At 72.6% G+C, this 24,907-nt stretch carries 18 protein-coding genes; 14 read left to right on the top strand and 4 right to left on the bottom strand.

The window, feature by feature from the left end:
* Window positions 1-5 precede the first annotated feature (5 nt).
* Window positions 6-1,607, bottom strand: coding sequence for an alpha/beta hydrolase (locus ACWC91_RS37505; RefSeq protein ID WP_281156608.1), 1,602 nt, complete (start codon window positions 1,605-1,607; stop codon window positions 6-8).
* A gap of 134 nt (window positions 1,608-1,741) precedes the next feature.
* A complete protein-coding gene (locus tag ACWC91_RS37500; RefSeq protein ID WP_225078182.1) occupies window positions 1,742-2,797 on the bottom strand; it encodes an Rv2578c family radical SAM protein in 1,056 nt (351 codons plus the stop codon).
* A 191-nt stretch (window positions 2,798-2,988) separates the two neighbouring features.
* Here ACWC91_RS37500 and ACWC91_RS37495 point away from each other — a divergent pair, with 191 nt between their 5' ends.
* From ACWC91_RS37495 to ACWC91_RS37445, 11 genes are all read left to right on the top strand, one after another.
* The gene (locus ACWC91_RS37495) at window positions 2,989-3,432 is read left to right on the top strand and encodes an SRPBCC family protein (protein WP_225078181.1); all 444 of its coding nucleotides are present in this window, start codon (window positions 2,989-2,991) and stop codon (window positions 3,430-3,432) included.
* 158 nt (window positions 3,433-3,590) lie between these two features.
* On the top strand, window positions 3,591-5,981 hold the full coding sequence (locus ACWC91_RS37490; protein ID WP_376505170.1) for an MFS transporter: 2,391 nt from the start codon (window positions 3,591-3,593) through the stop codon (window positions 5,979-5,981).
* A 150-nt stretch (window positions 5,982-6,131) separates the two neighbouring features.
* Window positions 6,132-8,627: a SpoIIE family protein phosphatase gene (locus ACWC91_RS37485; RefSeq protein ID WP_450641709.1), complete on the top strand. Its 2,496-nt coding sequence runs from the start codon at window positions 6,132-6,134 to the stop codon at window positions 8,625-8,627.
* A 137-nt stretch (window positions 8,628-8,764) separates the two neighbouring features.
* On the top strand, window positions 8,765-9,490 hold the full coding sequence (locus tag ACWC91_RS37480; RefSeq protein WP_225078178.1) for a class I SAM-dependent methyltransferase: 726 nt from the start codon (window positions 8,765-8,767) through the stop codon (window positions 9,488-9,490).
* A gap of 154 nt (window positions 9,491-9,644) precedes the next feature.
* The gene (locus ACWC91_RS37475) at window positions 9,645-12,521 is read left to right on the top strand and encodes a bifunctional glycosyltransferase/CDP-glycerol:glycerophosphate glycerophosphotransferase (protein WP_376505165.1); all 2,877 of its coding nucleotides are present in this window, start codon (window positions 9,645-9,647) and stop codon (window positions 12,519-12,521) included.
* A complete protein-coding gene (locus tag ACWC91_RS37470; RefSeq protein ID WP_225078176.1) occupies window positions 12,518-13,651 on the top strand; it encodes a glycosyltransferase in 1,134 nt (377 codons plus the stop codon). The genes ACWC91_RS37475 and ACWC91_RS37470 overlap by 4 nt, the downstream gene beginning before the upstream one ends.
* Window positions 13,652-13,801: 150 nt before the next feature.
* Window positions 13,802-14,635, top strand: a complete 834-nt coding sequence (locus ACWC91_RS37465; protein WP_225078175.1) for a M55 family metallopeptidase — start codon at window positions 13,802-13,804, stop codon at window positions 14,633-14,635.
* Window positions 14,628-15,932 (top strand): M20/M25/M40 family metallo-hydrolase, encoded by a 1,305-nt coding sequence (locus ACWC91_RS37460; RefSeq protein ID WP_450641712.1) that lies wholly within the window; start codon window positions 14,628-14,630, stop codon window positions 15,930-15,932. Before ACWC91_RS37465 ends, ACWC91_RS37460 begins: the two co-directional genes overlap by 8 nt.
* Window positions 15,933-15,948: 16 nt before the next feature.
* Entirely contained in the window at window positions 15,949-17,901 is a 1,953-nt protein-coding gene (locus ACWC91_RS37455; protein WP_376505160.1) for an LpqB family beta-propeller domain-containing protein, read from the top strand.
* A 262-nt stretch (window positions 17,902-18,163) separates the two neighbouring features.
* Window positions 18,164-19,087, top strand: coding sequence for a S66 peptidase family protein (locus tag ACWC91_RS37450; protein ID WP_225081014.1), 924 nt, complete (start codon window positions 18,164-18,166; stop codon window positions 19,085-19,087).
* A 41-nt stretch (window positions 19,088-19,128) separates the two neighbouring features.
* On the top strand, window positions 19,129-19,674 hold the full coding sequence (locus ACWC91_RS37445) for a GNAT family N-acetyltransferase (protein WP_225081013.1): 546 nt from the start codon (window positions 19,129-19,131) through the stop codon (window positions 19,672-19,674).
* On the opposite strand, the gene ACWC91_RS37440 is transcribed toward ACWC91_RS37445, so the two are convergent.
* Together ACWC91_RS37440 and ACWC91_RS37435 are read right to left on the bottom strand one after the other, a co-directional pair.
* Window positions 19,652-19,999 (bottom strand): DUF6204 family protein, encoded by a 348-nt coding sequence (locus ACWC91_RS37440; RefSeq protein ID WP_141356765.1) that lies wholly within the window; start codon window positions 19,997-19,999, stop codon window positions 19,652-19,654. The two genes, ACWC91_RS37445 and ACWC91_RS37440, sit on opposite strands and share 23 nt — an antisense overlap.
* 103 nt (window positions 20,000-20,102) lie before the next feature.
* Window positions 20,103-20,450 (bottom strand): VOC family protein, encoded by a 348-nt coding sequence (locus ACWC91_RS37435; RefSeq protein ID WP_141356764.1) that lies wholly within the window; start codon window positions 20,448-20,450, stop codon window positions 20,103-20,105.
* A 125-nt stretch (window positions 20,451-20,575) separates the two neighbouring features.
* Between ACWC91_RS37435 and ACWC91_RS37430 the strand changes: the two genes are divergently transcribed.
* The 3 genes from ACWC91_RS37430 to ACWC91_RS37420 all read left to right on the top strand — a co-directional run bounded on the left by ACWC91_RS37430 (window position 20,576) and on the right by ACWC91_RS37420 (window position 24,652).
* Entirely contained in the window at window positions 20,576-21,118 is a 543-nt protein-coding gene (locus tag ACWC91_RS37430) for a phage holin family protein (protein WP_450641714.1), read from the top strand.
* Window positions 21,119-21,374: 256 nt separating this feature from the next.
* Window positions 21,375-22,808: an NAD(P)/FAD-dependent oxidoreductase gene (locus ACWC91_RS37425; RefSeq protein ID WP_450641715.1), complete on the top strand. Its 1,434-nt coding sequence runs from the start codon at window positions 21,375-21,377 to the stop codon at window positions 22,806-22,808.
* Window positions 22,805-24,652, top strand: a complete 1,848-nt coding sequence (locus tag ACWC91_RS37420) for a transketolase (protein WP_450641717.1) — start codon at window positions 22,805-22,807, stop codon at window positions 24,650-24,652. The genes ACWC91_RS37425 and ACWC91_RS37420 overlap by 4 nt, the downstream gene beginning before the upstream one ends.
* Window positions 24,653-24,907 lie beyond the last annotated feature (255 nt).

Genomic DNA, 24,907 nt, shown 5'->3' with positions numbered 1-24,907 from the left:
GCCGCTCAGCCGCGGAAGCGGACGAGGTCGTGCAGCGCCGCCCCGCGTGAGGCACCGGACGGGGAGGCGGCCGCGGCGGACGCCGCCGCGCTCAGCGGCTTCGGGTCGGGCAGCCGCCGGCACACCGCGTCCGCGACACCGTGCCCGCGCGGCACCTTGCCGTTGGTCAGGTACGTCGCCAGGTACTTGTCCAGGCAGGCGTTCCCGCTCAGCGTGATGCCGTGGTTGCCGCCGCCCTGTTCCACCACCAGGCTGGAGTTCCGCAGCAGCCGGTGCACCGTGACACCGCCCTCGTACGGGGTGGCCGCGTCGTTGGTCGCCTGGAACAGCAGCACCCGCGGCAGCTTGCTGTTGGCGACGTTCGCCGGACGCTTGGAGGAGACCGGCCAGAAGGCGCAGGGTGCGTTGTACCAGGCGTTGTTCCAGGTCATGAACGGCGCCTTGTCGTACACGGCCCAGTTGTCCTTGCGCCACTGCCGCCAGTCCCGCGGCCACGAGGTGTCACGGCACTGCACGGAGGTGTAGACGCTGTAGCCGTTGTCGCCGGAGGCGTCCACGGTGGCGAAGTTCTCGTACGCCTGGACCAGCGGCGCGGTCTTCTTGTCGTTCGCGTACGCCGCGAACGCCTGGGCGAGGTAGGGCCAGTAGCCGTTGTAGTAGCCGCCCGGGATGAAGGTGTCCTCCAGTTCGGAGGCGCCGACCTTGCCTCCCGCGGGCTTCTTGGCGAGCGCCGCCCGCATCGCGTACCACTTGGCCTCGATCTTCGCCGGGTCCGTGCCCAGCCTGTAGGTCGAGTCGTGCTTCGCGACCCATGCCATGAAGGCCTGCTGACGGCTCTCGAAGGCGTAGTCCTGCTGGATGTTGTCCTCGTACCAGACGCCCGTCGGGTCCACGATCGAGTCGAGGACCAGCCGGCGCACCCGCTCGGGGAAGAGCTTGGCGTACACCGCGCCGAGATAGGTGCCGTAGGAGTAACCGAAGTAATTGATCTTCTTCGCGCCGAGGGCCCGGCGGATCGAGTCCATGTCGGTCGCCGCGTTGACCGTGTTGATGTGCGGCAGCACGCTCGCGTACTTCTTGCCGCAGGCGGCGGCGAAGGACTTCGCGCGCGCGAGGTTGGCGTTCTCGATGGCGGGCGTGTTCGGCACCGAGTCCGGGCGCACGGGGTTGAAGGAACCCGGCTTGCAGTCGAGCGCCGGGGAACTCCTGCCCACGCCGCGAGGGTCGAAGCCGATGACGTCGTACTGCGCCGCGACCTTCTTGGGCAGGGAGGAGGCGACGAAACCGGCGAGCGAGAGGCCGCTGCCGCCGGGACCGCCGGGGTTGACCAGCAGGGGGCCCTGGTAGGTCTTGGCGGTGTGCGGGACGCGGGACAGCGCCAGCGTGATCTTCTTCCCGGACGGATGTCTGTAGTCGAGCGGCACCTTCAAGGACCCGCACTGGAGGGTCGGATAACTGGCGGTGCCGCACTTCTTCCAGGTGACCTTGGCGGCGGATGCGGCGGATGCGGCGGCGGGATGCGGCGTGCTCGCGTCGGCGGGGACGGCCGTGAGGGATCCGGCCATGACGACGGCGGCACCGCACAGCACGGCGGCGCTTCTTCTCATAAGTCCTCCCAGGACGGAGAGGCTGCGCACCGCGGTCTCGCGGTGCTCGCCGCATCGTCCCGGAAAGAACTAGCGGAAGAACGCGTTCTGACAATTCTTGACCCAATTGGGCCGGGTGATGCGCTCGAACGATCTCAAATGAGCGTGAGTTGAGTCGGTTCGGGCATAGGGGGTGGCGTCGGCTCGGTCGGCTGGATGCGGCGGGCCGCTCCCGCGCGCGCCGGGCCGATCCCGTACTCCCGTGCCAGTTCGTGCACCTGACGGGTGATCCGGCGCTGGTACCACTTGGGGGCGTAGGCGCCCTCGGCGTACAGCTGCTCGTAATGGCGCACGAGGTGCGGGTGGTGCTGTTCGAGCCAGGCCATGAACCACTCGCGGGCGCCGGGCCGCAGATGCAGCACCAGCGGGGTGACGGAGGTGGCCCCGGCTGCCGCGATCTCCCTTACGGCGTCTCGCAGTTGGGCCGGCCGGTCGCTCAGGAACGGGATCACCGGCGCCATCAGCACCCCGCAGCCGATGCCGTGCTCCCCGAGGGTGCGTACGACGTCCAGGCGCCGTTCGGGCGCGGGGGTGCCCGGCTCGACGGTGCGCCACAGCTCGTTGTCGGTGAAGCCGACCGAGACGCAGACGCCCACGTCGGTGACCTCGGCCGCCTGGGTGAGCAGGTCCAGGTCGCGCAGGATCAGCGTGCCCTTGGTCAGGATCGAGAAGGGGTTCGCGTGGTCGCGCAGCGCGCTCAGGATGCCCGGCATCAGCCGGTAGCGCCCCTCGGCCCGCTGGTAGCAGTCCACGTTCGTGCCCATGGCGATGTGCTCGCCGTGCCAGCGGCGCGAGGCCAGCTGGCGGCGCAGCAGCTCCGGGGCGTTCACCTTGACCACGATCTGCGTGTCGAAGCCGATGCCCGTGTCGAGGTCCAGATAGCTGTGCGTCTTGCGTGCGAAGCAGTACACGCACGCGTGCGTACAGCCGCGGTACGGGTTGACCGTCCACTCGAAGGGCATGCGCGAGGCGCCCGGCACCCGGTTGATGATCGAGCGGGCCCGGATCTCGTGGAAGGTGATCCCGCGGAACTCGGGAGTGTCGAAGGTACGTGTGGTGACCGCGTCCGCCCCGAAGAGCGCGGCGTCGGCCCGGCTGTGACCGGAGTCCCCGGAGTTCCCCGGGGCCGCGGTGAGGTTGTCCCAGCGCATGGCGCCTCCTCGGTAGTGCTCACCACAGAATAGAACACATGTTCCCTTGATCGTGCGGGTGACCGTACGGACGCCGTTCCCGATCGCCCGCTGTGCCGTGTCCGATCACTTGCCGGGCCCCGATTTGGGGGCCCGGGCGGCGGGGTGATTGGCTTGGCCCAAGCCTGAGAACGGATGTCCTGGAGGAAGCCATGGCGCAGGTCGAGGCCACTACGGAGCGGGTCGTCGCCGCCGACGCGGAGACGGTGTTCGACGCGGTCGCCGACTACAGCGGCACCCGCCCGAAGGTGCTGCCCGAGCAGTTCAGCGAGTACGAGGTGCGCGAGGGCGGCGACGGCGAGGGCACCCTCGTCCACTGGAAGCTCCAGGCCACGAGCAAGCGGGTCCGCGACTGCCTGATGGAGGTGTCCGAGCCCACCGACGGCGAGCTGGTCGAGAAGGACCGCAACTCCACCATGGTCACCGTCTGGCGCGTCACCCCGGCCGGCGAGGGCAAGTCCCGCGTCGTGATCACCACCACCTGGAAGGGCGCCGGGGGCATCGGCGGCTTCTTCGAGCGGACGTTCGCCCCCAAGGGCCTCGCCCGGATCTACGACGCGATGCTCGCCAAGCTCGCCACCGAGGTCGAGAAGTAGCCCTTCCGGGGCAACTCCTCTGCCGACGGGCCCCGTTGGCTCCTCACCGGTTCGAGTGGATCTCCCCTCGGACCGGAGGCCCGCCGTAACTCGTCGCCTTGTCCGCAGTTGTCGCATTGCGCGGCAATCGTGCGGCAGGTGCGACGAGGGAGCGGTACGTGGGCGGGATCACTCTGGTGCAGGACGAGCCGGTCGCGGCGCCCCCCAGAATCCCCGCCCCGCCGCCGGCCCCCGCCCCGCGGCTCGGCCCCCGCCGGGTGCGGCTGGTCTTCGTCGGGCTGATGCTCGCGCTGCTGCTGGCCGCGCTCGACCAGATGATCGTCGCCACCGCGCTGCCGAAGATCGTCGGCGAGCTGCACGGCCTGGACCGGATGTCCTGGGCGATCACCGCCTACCTGCTCACCGCCACCGTCGGCCTGCCCGTCTACGGCAAGCTCGGCGACCTGATCGGCCGCAAGGGCGTCTTCCAGTTCGCCATCGCCGTCTTCGTCGCCGGCTCCGCGCTCGCCGGACGGGCGCAGACCATGGACCAGCTCATCGCCTTCCGCGCCGTGCAGGGCATCGGCGCGGGCGGACTGATGATCGGTGTGCAGGCCATCATCGCGGACATCGTGCCGCCCCGGCAGCGCGGCCGGTTCATGGGACTGATCGGCGCGGCCTTCGGCCTCGCCTCCGTCGCCGGGCCGCTGCTCGGCGGCTACTTCACCGACCACCTGTCCTGGCGGTGGTGCTTCTACATCAACGTGCCGTTCGGCCTGGTCACCCTGGCCGTGATCACCGTCGTGCTGAAGCTGCCCAGGCCACGGGTCAAGGCTCGCTTCGACGTGCCGGGCGCCCTGCTGCTGGCCGCCGCCTCCACCTGCCTGGTGCTGCTGACCAGCTGGGGCGGCACCGAGTACGCCTGGGGCTCACGGGTCATCCTGGGGCTGGGCGCGGGCGCCGTCGCCGCCACCGCGCTCTTCCTCGTCGCCGAGCGCTTCGCCGCCGAACCCCTCATCCCGCTCAGGCTGTTCCGCGACTCCGTCTTCAACGTCAGCGGCCTGGTCGGACTCGTCGTCGGCGTCGCGCTGTTCGGGGCGGCCAGCTACCTGCCCACCTTCCTCCAGATGGTCGACGGCGCCTCGGCCACCGAGTCCGGACTGCTGATGCTGCCCATGATGGGCGGCATCGTGGGGGCGTCCATCGTCTCCGGGCAGCTCATCAGCCACACCGGCCGCTACCGGATCTACCCCATCCTCGGCAGCGCCCTGTCCGCACTCGGCATGTGGCTGCTGTCCCGGCTCGAAGTCGACACGTCGCGGCTCCAGTACAGCGTCTGGATGGCCGTACTCGGCGCCGGGATCGGCCTGGTGATGCCGGTGCTGGTGCTCGCCGTGCAGAACTCGGTGCGCCCCGCCGACCTCGGCACGGCGACCAGCGCCAACAACTACTTCCGGCAGATCGGCGGCAGCGTGGGCGCCGCCGTCTTCGGCACCCTGTTCGCCGGCCGGCTCACCGACGCCCTGCGCGACCGCGTCCCCACGCGCGCGGGTGCCGCCCTCCCCGACCCCGAGTCGATCACCCCGCAGGCCGTGCGGGCACTGCCGCCGGCCCTGCGCGACGCCTACGTGGGGGCGTACGCGGACGCCATGCCGCGGATCTTCCTCTACCTGGTGCCGGTGCTCGTCCTCGGCCTGCTCATCGCCTTCTTCCTCAAGGAGAGACCACTGGTGTCCCACAACGCCCATGTGACCGACCCGGAGACCCCGCCGCCGAACCCCACCGTGCCGCAGGCCCGTTCACCCTTCGCCGCCGGCGTGCCCGTCTGCGGCACCGTGCAGCATCCGGACGGCACGGTCGTGCCCCGCGCGGCGCTCACCCTGATCGACGTCGCGGGACAGCAGATCGGCCGGGGCGCGAGCGGCGACGACGGGCGGTACGCGCTGTCCACGCCGGGCACCGGCTCGTACGTCCTGATCGCCGCGGCCGGCGGGCACCAGCCTCAGGCCGTCTCCGTGACCGTCGGCGAGCGGCCCGTCGAACTCGACGTCGTCCTCGGCGGCGCAGGACGCCTCACCGGCACCGTGCGCACCGCCGACGGCAGCCCCGTGCGCGACGCCACCGTCACCCTGACCAATGTGCACGGCGAGGTCGTCGCCAGCACCCGCAGCGGGCGCGAGGGCGGCTACGCCATCACCGAACTCGTCGCCGGGGAGTACACCCTCGCCGCCAGCGCCCCCGCCTTCCGCCCGGCCGCGCTGCCGGTCAGCGTGCAGGCCGCGCGGGAGACTCGCCAGGACGTCGAGCTCGCGGGCGGGGCCGTGCTGCGCGGGACCGTCCGGGCCAGTGGCGGGCGGCCCGTCGAGGACGCGCGCGTCACCCTCCTCGACGCCGCGGGCAACGTCGTCGACACGCTCACCACCGGACCCGACGGGACGTTCCGGTTCGTCGATCTGTCCTCCGGCGAGTACACCGTGATCGCGGCCGGCTACCCGCCCGTCGCCACGGTCCTCCAGGTGGCGGGCGGAGGACGCACGGAACGGGATCTCCAGCTCGGGCACGAGGACTGAGCGGCTCGTCAGGGGGGAGCGCACCGCGCACCGGTGCGCTCCCCCCTGACGCCAATTCGCTTGTTGCCGCACATCGTGACGGGCCGTCCCCGTACCGTGGTTCCCGGGGGAACAGATCTTGGGGAGCCGTGGGGAGAGGGGCCTGGGGTCATGGACCGTGGCACCGAAAGGGACGTACCTCCGGGGCGCGGAACCGGGGGCCGCGCGGTGGCGGCGGACGTCCCGGCCGGACGGGTCCCGCTGGCCGTGGTCGTGGTCGACCACGACGGCCTGGTGTCGCACTGGAGCAGGGGCGCGGGGCGGCTGCTCGGCAGGGCCAAGGAAGAGGCGATCGGCAGGCCGGCGTCCGATCTGCTGCCCGTCTCCGGCGCCCTGCCCGACGAGGCGGACGACGCTCCCCACCGGTCCCACGGCGGCCATGACGGGCTCGGGCCCGGTCTGGAGTCCTCACTGGACGGACGGCTGTCCTACCCGGCCGCCGGCCGGGCCCGGCTCGCCGGGCCGGAAAGGGACCGGGTGGACGTCCTGTGGTGGGCGTACCCCCTGGTCGGCCCCGGGCGGGAGCGGCTCCTCGTACTCGCCGCCGACGCGGACGGGCTGCGCCACGACGACGGGCACGGGCACGGGGACGCGGACCGCGCTGCCGGGGAGGAGCGCGCGTTCGAGCGCATCGCGCCGGCCTTCGCCCTGCACACCGACTTCCCCGGCGCCGACGAACTCGCGCGCCGGCTGCCCGAGATCCTGCCCAGCATGAGCGTCGGCGAGAGCGCCCGCATCGTCGCGCAGGTGCTCGAACTGGGCTATCCCGTACTGGAGTTCAGCCAGAACGACCGGGTGCCCGTCACCCCCGACTGGGGTGTGCCGCGGCGGGTCGGACGCAGGTCGCGCCGGGAGCGGGCCGCGCGGGCGGCGGCACAGGGACCGCTCTTACCGGAGGAAGCGGCCGACGACGAGGGCGAGGACCTCGAGTACGCCGCCGTACGCGAGCGCCTGGAGTTCCTCAACGAGGTCAGCGGCAGGATCGGCACCTCGCTCGACCTCGAGCGGACCATCGTCGAGGTCAGCCGGGCCGTCGTCCCGCGCTTCACCGACGTCGCCGGCACCTATCTGCGCGAGCAGGTCGTCGCCGGGGAGGGGTTCCCGGAGGGCGTGCCGGACACCAGGACCATGTGGCACCGGGTGGCCGTCGAGCACAACGACGAACCGGGCCGCTGGGACGACGTCGTGCCGGTCGGCGAGGCCATGCCGTTCCCGGCGCACACGCCGTTCTTCCAGTGCATGACCTCCGGCGAGCCCGTGCTCGTGCCGCGGATCAGCGAGGAGGCGGGCCACGCCATCGCCTCGCAGTTCGAGAAGCGTGACATCCGGCCGCTGATCACCCACCGCTCGATGCTCGTCGTACCGCTGAAGGCGCGCGACGTCGTCCTCGGCTTCATGATCCTGCTGCGCCACCCGGAGCGCGCCGAGTTCAACGACATGGACCGGGTCACCGGCGCCGAGCTCGCCGCCCGCGCCGGCCTCGTGCTCGACAACGCGCGCATGTACACGTACCAGGAGAGCGTCGCCGAGACCCTCCAGGACAGCATGCTGCCGAGCATCCCGGCGCGGATGGCGGGCTGCGACATCGCCACCCGCTATCTGCCCGGCACGCTGCTCGGCCGGGTCGGCGGCGACTGGTTCGACTCGGTCAAGCTGCCCGGGGCCCGCACCGCCCTGGTCGTCGGCGACGTCATGGGGCACGGACTGAACTCGGCCGCGATGATGGGGCAGTTGCGTACGGCCGTGCAGACCATGGCCGCGCTCGACCTGCCGCCCGCCCAGCTGCTGCGCAACCTGGACGACCTCGCGCAGCGGCTCGGCGACACCTACCTGGCGACGTGCCTGTACGCCGTGTACGACCCGATCGCGGGCGAGGTGCACCTCGCCAACGCCGGACACGTCCCGCCCGTCCTGGTGCGCGCGGGCGACGGCCGCAGCGAGCTGCTGGACCTGCCCACGGGGGCGCCCATCGGCGTCGGCGGAGTGCCCTTCGAGGCGGTACGCGTCCCCGTGCGGCCCGGCGACCGGCTGGTGATGTGCACCGACGGGCTGGTCGAGGTGCGCGGCGAGGACATCGGTGTGGGTCTCGCCGCACTGTGCGAGTCCGCCGCCCACCCGGCCGCGTCCGTGGACGACGCCTGCGACACGATCATCCGCGCCCTGAACACGCGCGGGGGCCGCAAGGACGACGTGGCGCTGCTGATGGCCCGCCTGAACGGCATCGAGCCGGACGACGTCGCCGAGTGGCGTCTGGCCCGCGATCCCGCCGAGGTGGGCCGGGCCCGCGCCGTGGTCCGTGAGCAACTGCGCGAATGGGGCCTGGCCCGGCTGACCGACCCCACCGAGCTGATGGTCAGCGAGCTGGTCACCAACGCCGTACGGCACTCCCGCGGCCGGCCCGTCGAACTGCGCCTCGTCCGTGGCGACACCCTGCTGTGCGAGGCGGAGGACGACGACCACGACCTGCCCACCCTGCTGAGCGCCGGGCCGGCCGACGCGTCCGGCCGGGGCCTGCGGGTGGTCAGCACCCTCGCCCGGGAGTGGGGGACGAGCCGTACGAACACCGGCAAGACGGTCTGGTTCGAACTCGCCCTGCCCCGCCGGTGACTCGCCCCGGCACGTCACCGTCCGAGAGTCCGGTCCCGCCCCCTCACCCGGTGGTTGTGGCGGCCGGGCCTTGGCCGGTAGACCGGAGGAACCCGTCGATTGTGACGGAACAAGGCTGTCTCGCAGGGGAGTTGGGCATGAGTGCGACGAGCCGGTACCGGCAGGCGTGGGAGGGGTTCTGGAGCGAGGCGTCCGAGGAGCCGGGGTCGGTGTTCTGGGACGCCGGGCCCGAGGTGACCGCCGCTCTCCATCTGCCGCTGCTCCGACCGCACTTGGCCGAACCGGCGCTCCCCCTGGTCGACCTGGGGTGCGGCAACGGCACCCAGACCCGTTTCCTCGCCGAGCGCCTCGGGCACGTCGTCGGCGTCGACATCGCCGCGGCGGCCGTCGAGCACGCCCGGCGCGGCGACCGCGCTGGCCGGTCCGCGTACCGGGTGCTGGACGCCACCGACAAGAGCGAGGCGGAGACGCTGCACGCCGAGCTGGGTGACGCGAACGTGTACGTGCGGGGCGTGCTGCACCAGTGCGATCCGGACGACCGGCAGGCACTCGCCGACGGCATCGCCGCCCTCCTCGGCACGCGCGGCCGGGTCTTCCTCGTCGAACCGTCCGAGTCCGCCCGCCTGGTCCTGGGCGGACTGGCGCGGGGCCCCGCGGGTCCGCCGCCCAAGCTCGCCCCGGTCCTGCGGCACGGCATCGCGCCCGGCGAAGTCGCCGACGCCGCCGTGCCGGAGTACCTCCGCTCGGCCGGCCTCACCGTCCTGGCGGGCGGCGAAATGCCCCTGGTCACCACCGAGTTCACCTCCGACGGGACCCGTATCGAGCTGCCGTCGCGGTGGTTCGTGGCGGGCCGCACCCACTGACCGGCCCGACGGTCGTGCTCTGCGTGTCAGTGGGACGGCGTATTGTCGCATTGGCGTAGTTTGAAGGGGGTGGGAGCCGAAGTTGTCCCTACACGCTGTAGGGTTACGCCCACCCCCCCCCGCAGACCGAACGGAACAAAGACGAGAGGTGGCCGTGTCGATCGTCGCGCCGGAGCCGGACGTCAGTGTCGTCGTCATCGTCTACAACGACGAAGAGCGACTTCCGACAGCCGTGGGTTCCGTCCTCGAGCAAACACTTCGCAATGTCGAGGTGGTCATCGCCGACGACTGCTCGACGGACGGCTCCCACGAGGTGGCGCAGGCGCTCGCCGCGGCCCACCCCGACCGGGTGCGGGCGATCCGGCTCCCGGAGAACAGCGGCGGCTGCGGAGAGCCCCGCAACCAGGGCGTCAGGGTGGCCCGCGGCCGGTACGTGATGTTCCTGGACAGCGACGACACCCTGGAGCGGAACGCCTGCCGCAACATGATCGAGGCCGCCGACCGCACCGGCGCCGACCTCGTCTCCGGCCTGTGTGTCCGGGTTCACACCGACAGCCGGCACGACAAGCGCGTGCTCTGGTACCCCTGGCTGTACCAGAGCACCCGCACGCTGGACTCCGTCGCAGAGCTGCCCGACCTGTTCGTCTTCGACACCCTGTCGACCAACAAGTGCTACCGGCGCCGGTTCCTGATCGACAACGAGCTCGCCTTCCCCCGCGGCATCCACTACGAGGACCTGCTCTTCTCCGCGCAGGCCTATCTGGCCGCGCAGCGGATCACCCTCATCCCCAACACGGTCTACCACTGGAACGTCGTCCAGAAGACCGCCGTCAAGTCGATCAGCAACCGGCGCGGCGAGATCAGCAACTTCGCCGACCGGGTCGAGATCCACCGCCGTATCGACGCCATCCTGGACCGCCAGGGCCAGGACGAGCTGAAGCTGCGCAAGGACATCAAGTTCCTCAAGCACGACCTGGTGCTGTACCTGCGGGATCTGCCCTTCCTCGACGACGACTACCGCCACCGCTTCGCCGAACTGGCCCGCGGCTACGTCCAGGACTTCCCCGAGGCCGCCTACGCCGAGCTCGACCGCGTCCACGCCATCTGCGCCCAGCTGCTGCTGCGCGAGGACTGGACCGACCTGATGCCGGCCATCGACACCCTCATCAACCGGCACAAGATCTCCGCACCGCTGGCCGAGCGGGGCGGCCGTGTCTACTGGACCGACCGCTACCTCGACGACCCCGACATGCGCGCCGTCCTGGACGTCACCACCCTCGGCTACCACGCCAGGCCGCTGAACCGGATGGCCCTGCGCAACCGGCTGACCGAGTACGCGGTCCACGGCGGCGACGTGGTGCTCGCCGGCGAGATCGTCAACCCGCTGCACACCATCGACCCCGGCGCCGAGCTCGGCGCCGAGCTGGAGTTCCGGGCCCGCCGCCGCAGCCTCCAGACCTTCCGCTTCCCGGTGCCGGCCCCGCGCCACGAGGGCGACGTGATCGCCTGGCGGGCCCAGGTGCCGCTGGCCCGGCGGCTCAGACCACTCGGCATCATCGACGACGTGTGGGACGTCCGGCTGCACCTGACCGCCGGCGGCAAGCGCACCACCAGCCGGCTCACCGTCGGCGCCGTCGACCTGGAGAACGCCGAGTCCCTGCCCGTCCGGCCCCGCCTGACCCGGCTCATGGCCGACCGGCTCGAGGCGCAGGTGTCCGCCAAGGGCCACCTGGCCTTCCGGCTCACCCAGGAGGGCCGGCTCTCCCGCACCGGCCGCGCCGCCGTGGAGCGCAATCTGCACGGGCGCCCCGCGCGGGCCGCCAAGCGCGCCTACCGCACGCTGCGGGCCGTGCGCCGCGACCTGAACTCCGGCACCCGCAAGGTCCAGGTCTACGACCGCATGCTGCGCAGACTGCCCGTCCGCAAGGGCACGGTCGTCTTCGAGAGCCACCTCGGCAAGCAGTACAGCGACAGCCCGCGCGCGATCTTCGAGGAACTGCGCCGCCGCAAGACGCCGATCACCCCGATCTGGTCGTACGCAGGCGAGCGCCCCACGGGCTTCCCGCAGGACGTGGAGCTGGTGCGCCGCTGGTCCTGGCGCTACCTCAAGGCGCTCGCCCAGGCGGAGTTCTGGATCGACAACCAGGGCTACCCGCTGCGGCTCGCCAAACGCCCGGAGACGACGTACATCCAGACCTGGCACGGCTCGGCGCTGAAGCGGATGGGTTTCGACGAGCCCACCTACCGGATGCTGTCCGAGCCGGAGCAGCGCTCCTACCAGCAGGCGCTGGACCGCTTCGACCACTTCGTGGTCCGCGGCGAGCACGACGTGCGCACCCTCGCCCGCGCCTACCGCATCCCCGAGGAGAAGCTGCTGCGCACCGGCTACCCGCGCAACGACGCCCTGGTGCGGGTGCGTGAGGGGGCACCGCTGCCCGCCGACGCACAGCGGCTGGCCGAGCGGCTGGGCCTCGCCCCGGACCGGCGGGTGCTGTTGTACGCGCCGACGTTCCGCACGCATCCCGACGGCCGCGTACGGGACTTCGAGTTCCCCTTCGACATCGAGGAATTCGCCGCCCGCTTCGGCGACGACCACACCCTCCTCGTCCGCGCGCACTACCTGAACCGGCTCACCCTGCCGCCGTCGGTCGCGGGACGCGTGATCAACGTCAGCGCCGAACCGGACATCACCCCGCTGCTGCTGCTCGCCGACTGCCTGATCACCGACTACTCGTCGGTGATGTTCGACTACGCGCTGCTCCGGCGCCCCATCGTGTTCCACGCCCACGACTGGGAGGAGTACGCCCAGGACACCCGCGGCACCTACTTCGACCTGCTCGCCGAGGCACCGGGCCCCGTCCCGCGCACCGACGACGAACTGTTCGCGGTGATCGGCGACCTGAGCACCGTGCAGTCGAAGTACGAGGCACGGCTGAAGGAGTTCGTCGACAAGTACGGCGAGTACGACCGCGGGGACGCCGCGGCGCAGATCGTGGACCGGTTCTTCGGCCCCGCAGGAGAGACCCGATGACCCAGCGCGACATCTTCTTCGTGGCCAACGAGGTCAACGAACTCGGCGGTGTGTGCCGCTGGCAGATCCAGATGGCCGGGCTGCTGGCCGAGCGCGGACACCGGGTCACCGTCGTCGGCGTCGCCCCGCCCAACCATCCGATGGCCCTCGGCGACCAGCCGCCGTTCCGGACCGTGACGCTGTACGCCCGGCGTCCGCCGGGCCGGCCCAGGCCGCGCCGCCTGCTCGGCCGCTTCGACCCGGCGCTGCGCCGCCACGAGACCCACATGCGGAGCGCCGCGAGCCGGCTCTCGTCGCTGTTCCGGGACGCCCGGCCCGGCGCGATGATCATCGTTCCCCAGGTGTGGGCGATGGAGTGGGTGGCCCTCGCGGACACCGCGGGGCACCGTGTCATCGGCATGACCCACGAGTCCTACGAGACGTCCCGCAAGTCGTCCCGCTTCGCGCGCGTGAAGAAGTACTTCAAGGACGTCGACCGGCTGCTGGCACTCACCCGGGAGGACGCCGACCGCTGGGGGGTCGAGGGCATGAACAACGTCGGCTTCATGCCCAACCCGCTGTCCATCGTGCCCGACGCGCCCTCGCCACGCACCGAGAAGGTCGTGGTGAACGTCGGCCGGCTCTCCCACGAGAAGGGCGTCGACATGCTCCTGGACGCCTGGGCCGAGGCCGTGCCGAAGCAGCCCGGCTGGACCCTGCGCGTCTACGGCAGGGGAGAGGCCGAGGCGGAGCTCAAGCGGCAGTGCGCGGAACTCGGCCTGGAGGACTCCGTCGACTTCGCCGGGCAGACCGACGACGTGCCCGGCGCGCTGCGCGCGTCCTCCGTCTTCGTCCAGGCCTCCCGCGGCGAAGGCTTCCCGCTGGTCCTGCTGGAGGCCATGGCGACCGGTGTGCCGTGCGTGGCGTTCGACTGCGCGCCCGGCGTCCGCGAGATCGTCGCCCACGAGGAGAACGGCCTGCTCGCCCGCCCCGGCAACACCTCCGAACTCGCCCGCCACCTTGTGCGCCTGATGGCCGACGAGCGGCTGCGCGACACGATGGGCGACGAGGCCCTGCGCAGCGCCCACCGGTTCGACCCGGACGTCATCACCCAGAGCTGGGAAGACCTCTTCGACTTCCTGGAACGCTGAGGACCGCACCGCCCGTCACGCCCGTCCCCGGCATCCCCCGGTGCCCGGGGCGCCGGGGGCGAGAGGGATGTGTCCCGCCGTTCGCCCACCCGCCGACTTTCACCGCCTCTCCGTAGCCGGTTCGCTGATCGGCGCGTAACGTGACGCTCCATGAAGATCCTCATCAGCGCCGACATGGAGGGCGCCACCGGTGTCACCTGGCCTGCCGACGTGCTGCCGGGGACGCCGCAGTGGGAGCGGTGCCGGGCGATGTTCACCTCGGACGTCGACGCGGCCGTACGCGGCTTCTTCGACGGGGGAGCCGACGAGGTCCTCGTGAACGAGGCGCACTGGACCATGCGCAACCTGCTCCTCGAACGACTGGACGAGCGGGCGCAGATGCTCACCGGACGGCACAAGTCGCTGTCCATGGTGGAGGGCGTGCAGCACGGTGACGTGGACGGCATCGCCTTCGTCGGCTATCACGCGGGCGCCGGCATGGAGGGCGTCCTCGCCCACACCTATCTCGCCAACTCCATCACGGGGGTGTGGCTGAACGACGTACGGGCCAGCGAGGGGCTGCTCAACGCCCATGTGGTCGCCGAGTACGGGGTGCCGGTGGTGCTGGTCACCGGGGACGACGTGGCCTGCGAGGACGCCCTCGGGTACGCGCCCGAGGCGCTCAAGGTCGCGGTGAAGGACCATGTGTCGCGGTACGCGGCCGTGTGCCGCACGCCGGCCCGCACCGCGGCCGACATCCGCGCGGCGGCCAAGCAGGCGGCCGGGCTGGCGGTCCGTCACGAACCGGTCAGGGGAGGCCCGTTCACCGTCGCGGTCGAGTTCGACGCCGAGCACCTCGCCATGGCCTGCACCGTCGTGCCGGGAGTGAGCCGGATCGGGGAGCGCAAGGTGGCCTACACCAGCGCCACCATGCACGAGGCAATCCGCACCTTCAAGGCGGTCACCACGATCGCCTCGTCCGCGATCGAGGAGCAGTATGGCTGACGCGCAGGCGCTGGACGAGGTCGTCGCTTTCACGTCCGGCCTGATCCGCATCGACACCACCAACCGGGGCGGCGGCGACTGCCGGGAGCGCCCGGCGGCCGAGTACGCCGCCGAGCGGCTCGCCGGGGCGGGCCTGGAACCGGTGCTCCTGGAGCGCACCCCGGGCCGGACCAACGTCGTGGCGCGGATCGAGGGCACCGACCCGTCGGCGGACGCGCTGCTCGTGCACGGTCACCTGGACGTGGTCCCGGCCCGCGCCGAGGACTGGAGCGTGCACCCGTTCTCCGGCGAGGTCCGCGACGGGGTCGTGTGGGGCCGGGGCGCGATCGACATGAAGAACATGGACGCGATGATCCTCGCCGTGGTCCGCGCCTGGGCCCGGCAGGGGCTGCGGCCGCGGCGGGACGTGGTGATCGCCTTCACCGCCGACGAGGAGGCGAGCGCCGAGGACGGCGCCGGTTTCCTCGCCGACCGGCACGCGGAGCTGTTCGAGGGCTGCACCGAGGGCGTCAGCGAGTCGGGGGCGTACACCTTCCACGACGGCACCGGACGGCAGATCTACCCGATCGCCGCCGGTGAGCGCGGCACCGCCTGGCTGCGGCTCTCCGCACGCGGACGGGCCGGCCACGGCTCCCGGGTCAACGGGGAGAACGCGGTGACCCGGCTCGCCGCGGCGATCGCCCGGATCGGCGCCCACAAGTGGCCCGTGCGGCTCACCCCGACCGTGCGCGCGGCCCTCACCGAACTCGCCGCCCTGTACGGCGTCGAGGCGGACCTGCGGGACGTCGACGCGCTGGTGGACAAGCTGGGCCCGGCCGCCCGGCTGGTCGAGGCGACGCTGCGCAACAGCGCCAACCCCACCATGTTCGAGGCGGGTTACAAGATCAACGTGATCCCGGGGGAGGCTGTCGCCCACGTCGACGGGCGGTATCTGCCCGGCGGCGAGGAGGAGTTCCGCGCCACCCTCGACGAACTGACCGGCCCGGACGTGGACTGGGAGTTCCTGCACCGCGAGGTGGCGCTCCAGTCGCCGGTCGGCTCGCCGGCCTTCGCGGCGATGCGGGCCGCCGTCGAGGAGTTCGCGCCCGAGGGCCATGTCGTGCCGTTCTGCATGCCCGGCGGCACCGACGCCAAGCAGTTCTCCCGGCTGGGCATCACCGGGTACGGGTTCTCGCCGCTGAAGCTGCCCGACGGCTTCGACTACAACGCCCTGTTCCACGGAGTCGACGAGCGCGTCCCCGTCGAGGCGCTGCACTTCGGCGTCCGCGTCCTGGACCGCTTCCTGCGGACCGCCTGAGCCCATGGGGGAAAACATGCGCACCCTGCCCTGCGGTTCCTGGCCCTCGCCCGTCGACGCGGCCCTCGCCGCCGCGCACGACGGCAGGCCGGAGTTCCCGGGATTCGTCGGCGACGAGGTGTGGTGGACCGAGCCGCGGCCTGCCGAGGGCGGACGCCGGGCGCTGGTACGGCGGCACGCCGACGGCTCGCAGTCCACGGTGCTGCCCGAGCCGTGGAACGTGCGCAGCCGCGTCATCGAGTACGGCGGCCGGCCCTGGGCGGGAGCCGTCGTGGACGGCGTGCCGCTGCTGGTGTTCGTGAACTTCGCCGACCAGCGGCTGTACCGGTACGAGCCCGGCGGCGAGCCGCGCCCGCTCACCCCGCTCTCGGCGGTGGGCGGCGGACTGCGCTGGGCCGAACCCCAACTGCGCCTGGAACACGGCGAGGTGTGGTGCGTGCTGGAGGAGTTCACCGGGGAGGCGCCCAGCGACGTACGGCGCGTCCTGGCCGCCGTACCGCTGGACGGCTCGGCGGCCGGGGGCCGGGCCGCGGTGCGCGAACTCTCCGACGACCGGCACCGGTTCGTGACCGGCCCCCGGCTCTCGCCCGACGGGCGGCGGGCGGCCTGGCTGGCCTGGGACCACCCGCGGATGCCGTGGGACGGCACGGAGCTGCTGGTGGCTCAGGTGCGCGCCGACGGCTCGTTCGGCGCGCCCCGCACGGTGGCGGGCGGCCCCGAGGAGTCCATCGCCCAGGCGGACTGGGCAGCCGACGGCTCACTGCTGTACGCGAGCGACCGCAGCGGCTGGTGGAACCTCTACCGCGACGGTGAGCCCCTGTGCGTCCGCGAGGAGGAGTTCGGCGGCCCGCTGTGGAAGCTGGGCCAGCGCTGGTTCGCGCCGCTGGAGTGCGGTCTGATCGCGGTCGTGCACGGTCGCGGCGCCACCGCCCTCGGCGTGCTCGACCCGGAGACGGGCGAGGTCGTCGACACGGCGGGCCCCTGGACGGAGTTCGACGCGGCGCCGGTGGTCCACGGCGACCGGGTCGTCGCGGTGGCCGCCAGCCCCCGCAGCGCGTACGAGGTCGTCGAGCTGGACACCCGCACGGGCCGGGCGCGGGTGATCGGCGCCGCCCACGACGACCCGGTCGACCCCGCCTACTACCCCGAGCCGCGGATCCGCACCTTCACCGGGCCGGACGGCCGGGAGGTCCACGCCCACATCTATCCGCCGCACCACCCCGAGTGCGTGGCGCCCGCCGGCGAGCTGCCCCCGTACGTCGTGTGGGCGCACGGCGGACCCACCAGCCGGGCGCCTCTCGTGCTCGACCTGGAGATCGCCTACTTCACCTCGCGCGGCATCGGGGTCGCCGAGGTCAACTACGGCGGATCCACCGGGCACGGCCGCGAGTACCGCAACCGGCTGCGCGAGCAGTGGGGCGTCGTCGACGTCGAGGACTGCGCGGCCGTCGCGCTCGCCCTCGCCGACGAGGGCACCGCCGACCGCGCCCGGCTGGCGATCCGGGGCGGCAGCGCGGGCGGCTGGACCACGGCGGCCTCCCTGACCACGACCGACGTGTACGCCTGCGGCACGATCAGCTACCCGATCCTCGACCTGACCGGCTGGGGCACCGGGGAGACCCACGACTTCGAGTCGCAGTACCTGGAGTCCCTGGTCGGGCCGCTCGCCGAGGTGCCCGGCCGGTACGCCGAGCGCTCGCCCGCCGAGCACGCCCACCGGATCACGGCGCCCTTCCTGCTGCTCCAGGGCCTGGACGACGTGATCTGCCCGCCGACCCAGTGCGAGCGGTTCCTCGCCCGGCTGGACGGCCGGCGGGTGCCGCACGCGTACCTCGCGTTCGAGGGCGAGGGGCACGGCTTCCGCCGGGCCGACACCCTGGTGCGGGCACTGGAGGCGGAGCTGTCGCTGTACGCTCAGGTCTTCGGCCTGGACCCGGCCGGCATCCCCACCCTGGAGCTCGGCACTTGAACCCTCTCCCAGCCGAAGCAAGGAGATTCCTGGCTCAAGCTGCTCGTGCGCTCAGCGAGCGGACGAGTCTGACGCTCTCAACACCAGCCGGGTTGGAACCAGCCCGGTTTCCCCAAAGATTGGAGGTTGGTGTGCTGGCTTGGTTCTCGCTCAGCACGTCGTACGCGCTTGGTACTCGCAACGCACAGAGCACAGCCTACTCGATCAAGTGGGCGGTACCCCCGCCCCGGCCCGGAGACTGGGGCAGCGTTGGAGGAACCTGGTGAAGGAACTCGTCCGCCCCACCCGGCTCGCCCCCGGCGCCCGTGTGGCCGTCGTCGCGCCCAGCGGGCCCGTGCCCGAGGAACGGTTGCAGGCGGGCCTGGACGTGCTGCGCGGCTGGGACCTGGATCCGGTGGTGGCACCGCACGTGACGGCCCGGCACGGGACGTTCGACTACCTGGCGGGTACGGACGGCGACCGCGCCGCCGACCTCCAGGGCGCCTGGTGCGATCCGTCCGTGGACGCGGTGCTGTGCGCCCGCGGCGGCTACGGCGCGCAGCGCATGGTGGACCTGCTCGACTGGGAGGCCATGCGGGCGGCCGGCCCGAAGGTGTTCGTCGGCTTCAGCGACATCACCGCGCTGCACGAGGCGTTCGCCACCCGCCTGGGCCTGGTCACGCTGCACGGGCCGATGGCCGCCGGTGTCGACTTCGTCAAGAACGACCGGGCACAGCGGCATCTGCGGGCGACCCTGTTCGCGCCCGAGACGGTCCGCACGATCGCCTCCGGCGGACCGGCCCTGGTCCCCGGCCGGGCCCGGGGCGTCACCCTCGGCGGCTGTCTGGCACTGCTCGCCGCCGACCTCGGCACACCGCACGCGCGGCCCGGCGCGGCCGGCGGCCTGGTGTGCCTGGAGGACGTGGGCGAGGAGGCCTACCGCCTGGACCGCTACCTCACCCAGCTGCTGCGGGCCGGCTGGCTCGACGGGGTGCGCGGGGTGCTGCTCGGCTCCTGGAAGGACTGCGAGACCCCGGACCGGGTGCGGGCCCTGCTCGCCGACCGGCTCGGCGGACTCGGGGTGCCCGTCGCCGAGGAGTTCGGCTTCGGTCACTGCGAGGGCGCGGTGACGGTTCCCTTCGGCGTCGCGGCCGAACTCGACGCCGACGAGGGCACGTTGACGCTGGACGAGCCCGCCCTGCGCTGACCGCGCCGCGGCCGGGCGCGTGCCGCGCGTAGGGTGACGGTATGCCACACACCGCAGCCCGCTTCCTCGCCGAGGGGCCCCACGTGGGCATCCGCCCCTTCACCCAGGAGGACGGCGCCGAGTTCACCGCCCGGGTCCGGGAGAGCGAGGACCTCCACCGCCCGTGGCTCTTCCCCCCGGCCACCGCCGAGGCGTACGCCGCCTACGCCCGGCGGCTGATCGAGGATCCGGCGAGGGCCGGCTTCCTGGTCTGCGAGAAGGACGCGGACGCCCTCGCCGGGTTCGTCAACATCAACAACATCGTGCACGGCGCCTTCCGGTCCGGAGCGCTCGGCTACGGCGCCTTCGCGCACGCCGCCGGGCGGGGCCTGATGCGCGAGGGCCTCGGCCTCGTCATCGGGTACGCCTTCGGCCCGATGCGGCTGCACCGGCTGGAGATCAACGTGCAGCCGCTGAACACCGCCTCGATCGCGCTGGCCCGCGCCTGCGGCTTCCGCCTGGAGGGCTTCTCGCCGGACATGCTCTTCATCGACGGGGCCTGGCGCGATCACGAGCGGTGGGCGCTCACCGCCGAGATGCGCGCTTGAAGTTGACCTTCATGGTGTCCAGGTCCGTGACGGTCGACCGCAGGTCACGAAAGCCGTATCCGAGACCGCGCAGGGCGGTCTCCGCGCGGTCCTCCGCGATCGCGGCCGCCATCTCCTCGCCGTCCTCCGCGTCGCACACCACGACGTAGCGCATCGAGAAGTGCTTCAGCGGGGACGGCTCGTACGACAGCGAGCCCTCCTCGGTGAACCGCATGCTGAGCATGCCGTGCTCGTCCGCCTCCGCGCGCAGCCGTTCCCGGGCCTCGTCGGTCAGTGCGTCCCAGGTGCCCCGGACGATCACCCGGTAGGTGTGCTGCTCGCTCATCGGATCTCCGTACTTCTTCACGCCCGGCCATGGGCCATGGGGGTCGACCGGCCGACTCTACGGCGCCCGCGACGCGCCGACCACGGAATATCGCCGCGCCCGCTCAGCCCCGGCGGTCCATGTACTCGTACACCGACCCGTCCGGGTGCAGGGCGATCAGGTTGCGCCCCACCGGTGTCGGGACCGGCCCGGCGACGATGTGCGCGCCGAGCCCGGTCAGCACCCGGTGGGCCTCCTCGACGTCCTCCACGGCTATCGTCGCCGTCACCTTGCGCAGCACCTCCAGTTGCGACTCGGGTCCGCTCATCAGCAGGAAGCAGCCGACCGCGGCCACCTGGACGCCGCCCTGTTCGAAGCGGAGAGCTCTGGCGCCCGCGAGACCCTCGTAGAACGGGACGGCGGTGTCCAGATCGTTGACGCAGACGCGCAGGCTGGTTCCCAGAATCTCCATGCGCACGAGCGTAGTTGGGGCCGGCCGGGGAGATGATCGTTTCACCGGATCGCCCGGAACGCCCACCCCCTCCGCCACATCCCCGGACGGCGTTATGCGTACGCCTGTGCGGGTACTCGCGGTCCATGAAGGGCTTGGATCACCTGGAGCACTTGGACAAGCAACTGGTCGACGAACTGGCGCAGGTGGCGCGAGAGACGGTGCGCGACGAACTGCGCGAACAGACCCGCAGGCGGCGTCGCACCGCCACGCTGTACGCCGCGTCCGGCGCCGTCGCGCTGTACGCGGGCGCGGCTCTCGCGCTCGCCGTGGGGCTGGCCCTCGCGATCGGGCTGCCCGGCTGGGCCGCCGCACTGATCACCGCGGCGATCCTGGGCGCGGCGGCCTACGCGCTGCGCGTGGCCGCCCGGCCGTCGGCGGCGCGGCCCGCCGCGGATCGCACCCCGGATCGCGCCGCGGACCTCGCGGCCGGACACGACTTGGGCGTGCCGCCCGCGGGCGGCACCGGTGGCGGGGCGGGCACGGCCGGTGGCGCGGCGGGCACGGCAGGCAGGGCGGCGGGTGCGGCGCACCCGCCCGTGCCGCCGGTGCCGCCCGCGCCTCCGTCCGGAGCGATCCGGCCGGAAAGCCCCGGCGAGACCGACCCGGGAACGGACCACCGGGCCTGACACCCCGTCGCGTTCCCCGCCGGGTTTCCCGTCCTGTTCCGACCCGCGTTCCAACCAGCGTTCCAAGCTGCGTTCGGGCCCGCGTTCGGACCCGCGTTCGGACCTGTCGGAGCGTGACATGACACCGGGCGCCCGACCGCGTCCCCACCGCGGCGGCCGCGGGCGGCCGACCCGGTGCCGGGAGAAGTTTGGGTGCCCCGGCCAGGGGGACGCGGAGGTCCCGCACCCAGGTACGCGACCGCGCCGGAGGCGAACCGTGAGTCGACCCCGCATTGTGATCGTCGGTGCCGGCTTCGCCGGCTACCGCACGGCCCGGACCCTGTCCAGGATGTCCCGGGGCAAGGCCGACATCACCCTGCTGAACCCGACCGACTACTTCCTGTACCTGCCACTGCTGCCCCAGGTCGCCGTGGGCCTCCTGGAGCCGCGCCGGACCGCCGTCTCCCTCACCGGCGCGCTGCGCCGCGTACGGCTGGTCCTCGGCGAGGCCCACGGCATCGACATGGACGCGCGCACCGTGCGCTGCACCGACCCCGAGGGCGGCGAGGGCACGCTGGCCTACGACCGGCTGGTGCTCGCCGTCGGCAGCGTCAACAAGCTGCTGCCGATCCCCGGCGTCGCCGAGCACGCGCACGGTTTCCGCGGCCTGCCCGAGGCCCTGTACCTGCGGGACCACGTGACCCGCCAGATCGAACTGGCGAGCAGCGAGGACGACCCCGAGACGTGCTCGGCCCGCTGCACCTTCGTCGTCGTGGGCGCGGGCTACACCGGGACCGAGGTCGCCGCGCACGGGAAGTCGTTCACCGACTCGCTGGTGCGCGGGTACCCGCTCCGGAAGGACATCCGGCCCCGCTGGCTGCTGCTGGACATCGCGTCCCGCGTGCTGCCCGAGCTGGACGAACGGCTCTCGGCCACCGCCGACCGCGTGTTGCGGGGGCGGGGCGTCGACGTGCGCATGGGCACCTCCGTGAAGGAGGCCACGCACGAGGGGGTGCTGCTGACGGACGGCGAGTTCGTCCGCAGCCGCACGCTCGTGTGGTGCGTCGGCGTACGGCCCGACCCGCTCGTGGAGAGCACCGGGCACCCGCTGGAGCGGGGACGGCTCGTCGTCGACCCCTTCCTCCAGGTGCCGGGGCGGCCGGAGGTGTTCGCGTGCGGGGACGCGGCCGCCGTACCCGACCTGGACCGTCCCGGCCGCTACACCCCGATGACCGCGCAGCACGCCTGGCGGCAGGGCAGGACCGCCGCGGTCAACGTCGCCGCCTCGCTCGGCGTCGGCGAGGCCCGCCCCTACCGCCACCGCGACCTGGGCTTCGTCGTGGACCTGGGCGGTGCGCAGGCCGCCGCCGACCCGCTCGGCGTCCCGCTGTCCGGGCCGGTGGCCGCGGCGGTCACCCGCGCCTACCACCTCGCGGCGATGCCCGGCAATCGCGTCCGGGTGGCCGCGGACTGGCTGCTGGACGCCGTACTGCCGCGCCAGCCCGTCCAGTTGGGCCTCGTACGGTCCTGGTCCGTGCCCCTGGACACGGCCTCCCCGGAGATTGCCCGCGTACCGGGCGGGCCCGAGCGGCCGGCGAGGACGACGGCCGGCTCCGGACCGGGAGAGCAGGCCGACGCCGCGCACGGCGGAGCCCACCCCGCCCCGGGCCCGGTCAAGCGAGACGACATACCCGCGGAAGGAGACTCATGAACACCCACGAACTCGTCGAACTCGGCCAGCAGCTGCGCGTCGACAGCGTGCGCGCCGCCGCCGCGGCGGGCTCCGGGCACCCCACGTCCTCCATGTCCGCCGCCGACATCATGGCGGTCCTGCTGGCGAACCATCTCCGCTACGACTTCGACCGGCCCGAGCACCCCGGCAACGACCGCTTCGTCCTGTCCAAGGGACACGCCTCCCCGCTGCTGTACTCCGCCTACAAGGCGGCGGGCGCCATCGACGACGCGGAACTGCTCACCTTCCGCAAGCTGGGCAGCCGCCTGGAAGGGCACCCCACCCCGCAACGGCTGCCGTGGGTGGAGACCGCCACCGGATCCCTCGGACAGGGCCTGCCCATCGGCGTCGGGATCGCGCTCACCGGCAAACGGCTGGACCACGCCGACTACCGCGTGTGGGTGCTGTGCGGGGACAGCGAGATGGCCGAGGGCTCGATCTGGGAGGCCGCCGAGCACGCCGGGTACGAGCACCTGGACAACCTGACCGTGATCGTCGACGTCAACCGGCTCGGCCAGCGTGGCCCCACCCGGCACGGCCACGACCTGGACGCCTACGCCCGCCGCTTCCGCGCCTTCGACTGGCACACGATCGAGATCGACGGTCACGACGTGGACGCCGTGGACCGCGCCTTCGGCGAGGCGATCTCCACGCGGGGCCGGCCCACCGCGATCATCGCCCGCACCCTCAAGGGCAGGGGCGTCAAGGACGCCGAGGACCGTGAGGGCCTGCACGGTAAGCCGCTGAAGGACCCCGACGAGGCGGTCGAGGAGCTGGGCGGCGTCCGCGACATCCGCGTCCGCGTGCACGAACCGCGCTCGGCCCGTTCGCTGCACGCCGTGGGCGACGGCAACCTCGAACTGCCCCGCTGGGACAAGGGCGAAAAGGTCGCCACCCGCGACGCCTACGGCCAGGCGCTCGCCGCGCTCGGCACCGCGCGCGGCGACGTCGTGGCCCTCGACGGCGAGGTCGGCGACTCCACCCGCTCGGAGTTCTTCGCCAAGGAACACCCCGAGCGCTACTTCGAGTGCTACATCGCCGAACAGCAGATGGTCGCCGCCGCCGTCGGGATGGCCCGGCGCGGCTGGGTGCCGTACGCCTCGACGTTCGCGGCCTTCCTGACCCGCGCGCACGACTTCGTGCGGATGGCCTCCGTCAGCGGCGCCGGCATCAACCTCAACGGCTCCCACGCGGGCACGGCGATCGGACAGGACGGGCCCAGCCAGATGGGCCTGGAGGACCTGGCGATGATGCGCGCCGTCCACGGCTCGACCGTGCTCTACCCGTGCGACGCCAACCAGGCCGCCGAGCTCGTCGCACGGATGGCCGACCTGGACGGCGTCCGCTATCTGCGCACCTCGCGCGGGGCGAGCCCGGTGCTCTACGGGCCCGAGGAGGAGTTCCCCGTCGGCGGCAGCAAGGTGCCGCGCTCCTCCGCACGGGACCGGCTGACCGTCGTTGCCGCGGGCGTCACCCTGCACGAGGCGCTTGCCGCCGCCGACGCCCTCGGCCGGGACGGCGTCGCGGTCCGGGTGATCGACCTGTACTCGGTCAAGCCGGTCGACCGGGACACGCTCCGGAAGGCCGCCGAGGACACCGGCTGCCTGCTCACCGTGGAGGACCACCACGCCGAGGGCGGCATCGGCGACGCCGTGCTCGACGCCTTCACCGACGGACGCCCGGTGCCGCGCCTGGTGCGGCTCGCCGTCCGGGAGATGCCGGGCTCGGCCTCACCCGCCGAGCAGCTGCACGCCGCGGGCATCGACGCCGAGTCGATCGCGGCCGCCGCGCGGCTGCTGGTGGAGGAAGCGGTCGTGCGGTGAGTGACGAGGCGCGCACGGTGCGCACCGGCGGTCCCGCGGCAGTTCGACGCCGTGTGTGAGGGACACCCGCACCCGCGGAGGTTTGGTCGCGGAGCCTGCGGCCACCCGGAGGAGAAGAGGTGGCCATGGTGAAGAGAGAAAACACCGCGGAGTCGCAGGGTTCAGGAGAGTCGGCGTCCCGGCCGAGGCCGGTGGAGGTGCTGCGTGAGGCGCGTGCCCAGTTCGCCGAGCTGACGGGTCTGGCCGCGGAGTCCG

Source organism: Streptomyces sp. NPDC001204 (assembly GCF_053598035.1).
The sequence above is the reverse complement of the archived record's forward strand: the minus strand, read 5'-3'. Positions and strand labels throughout refer to the sequence as shown.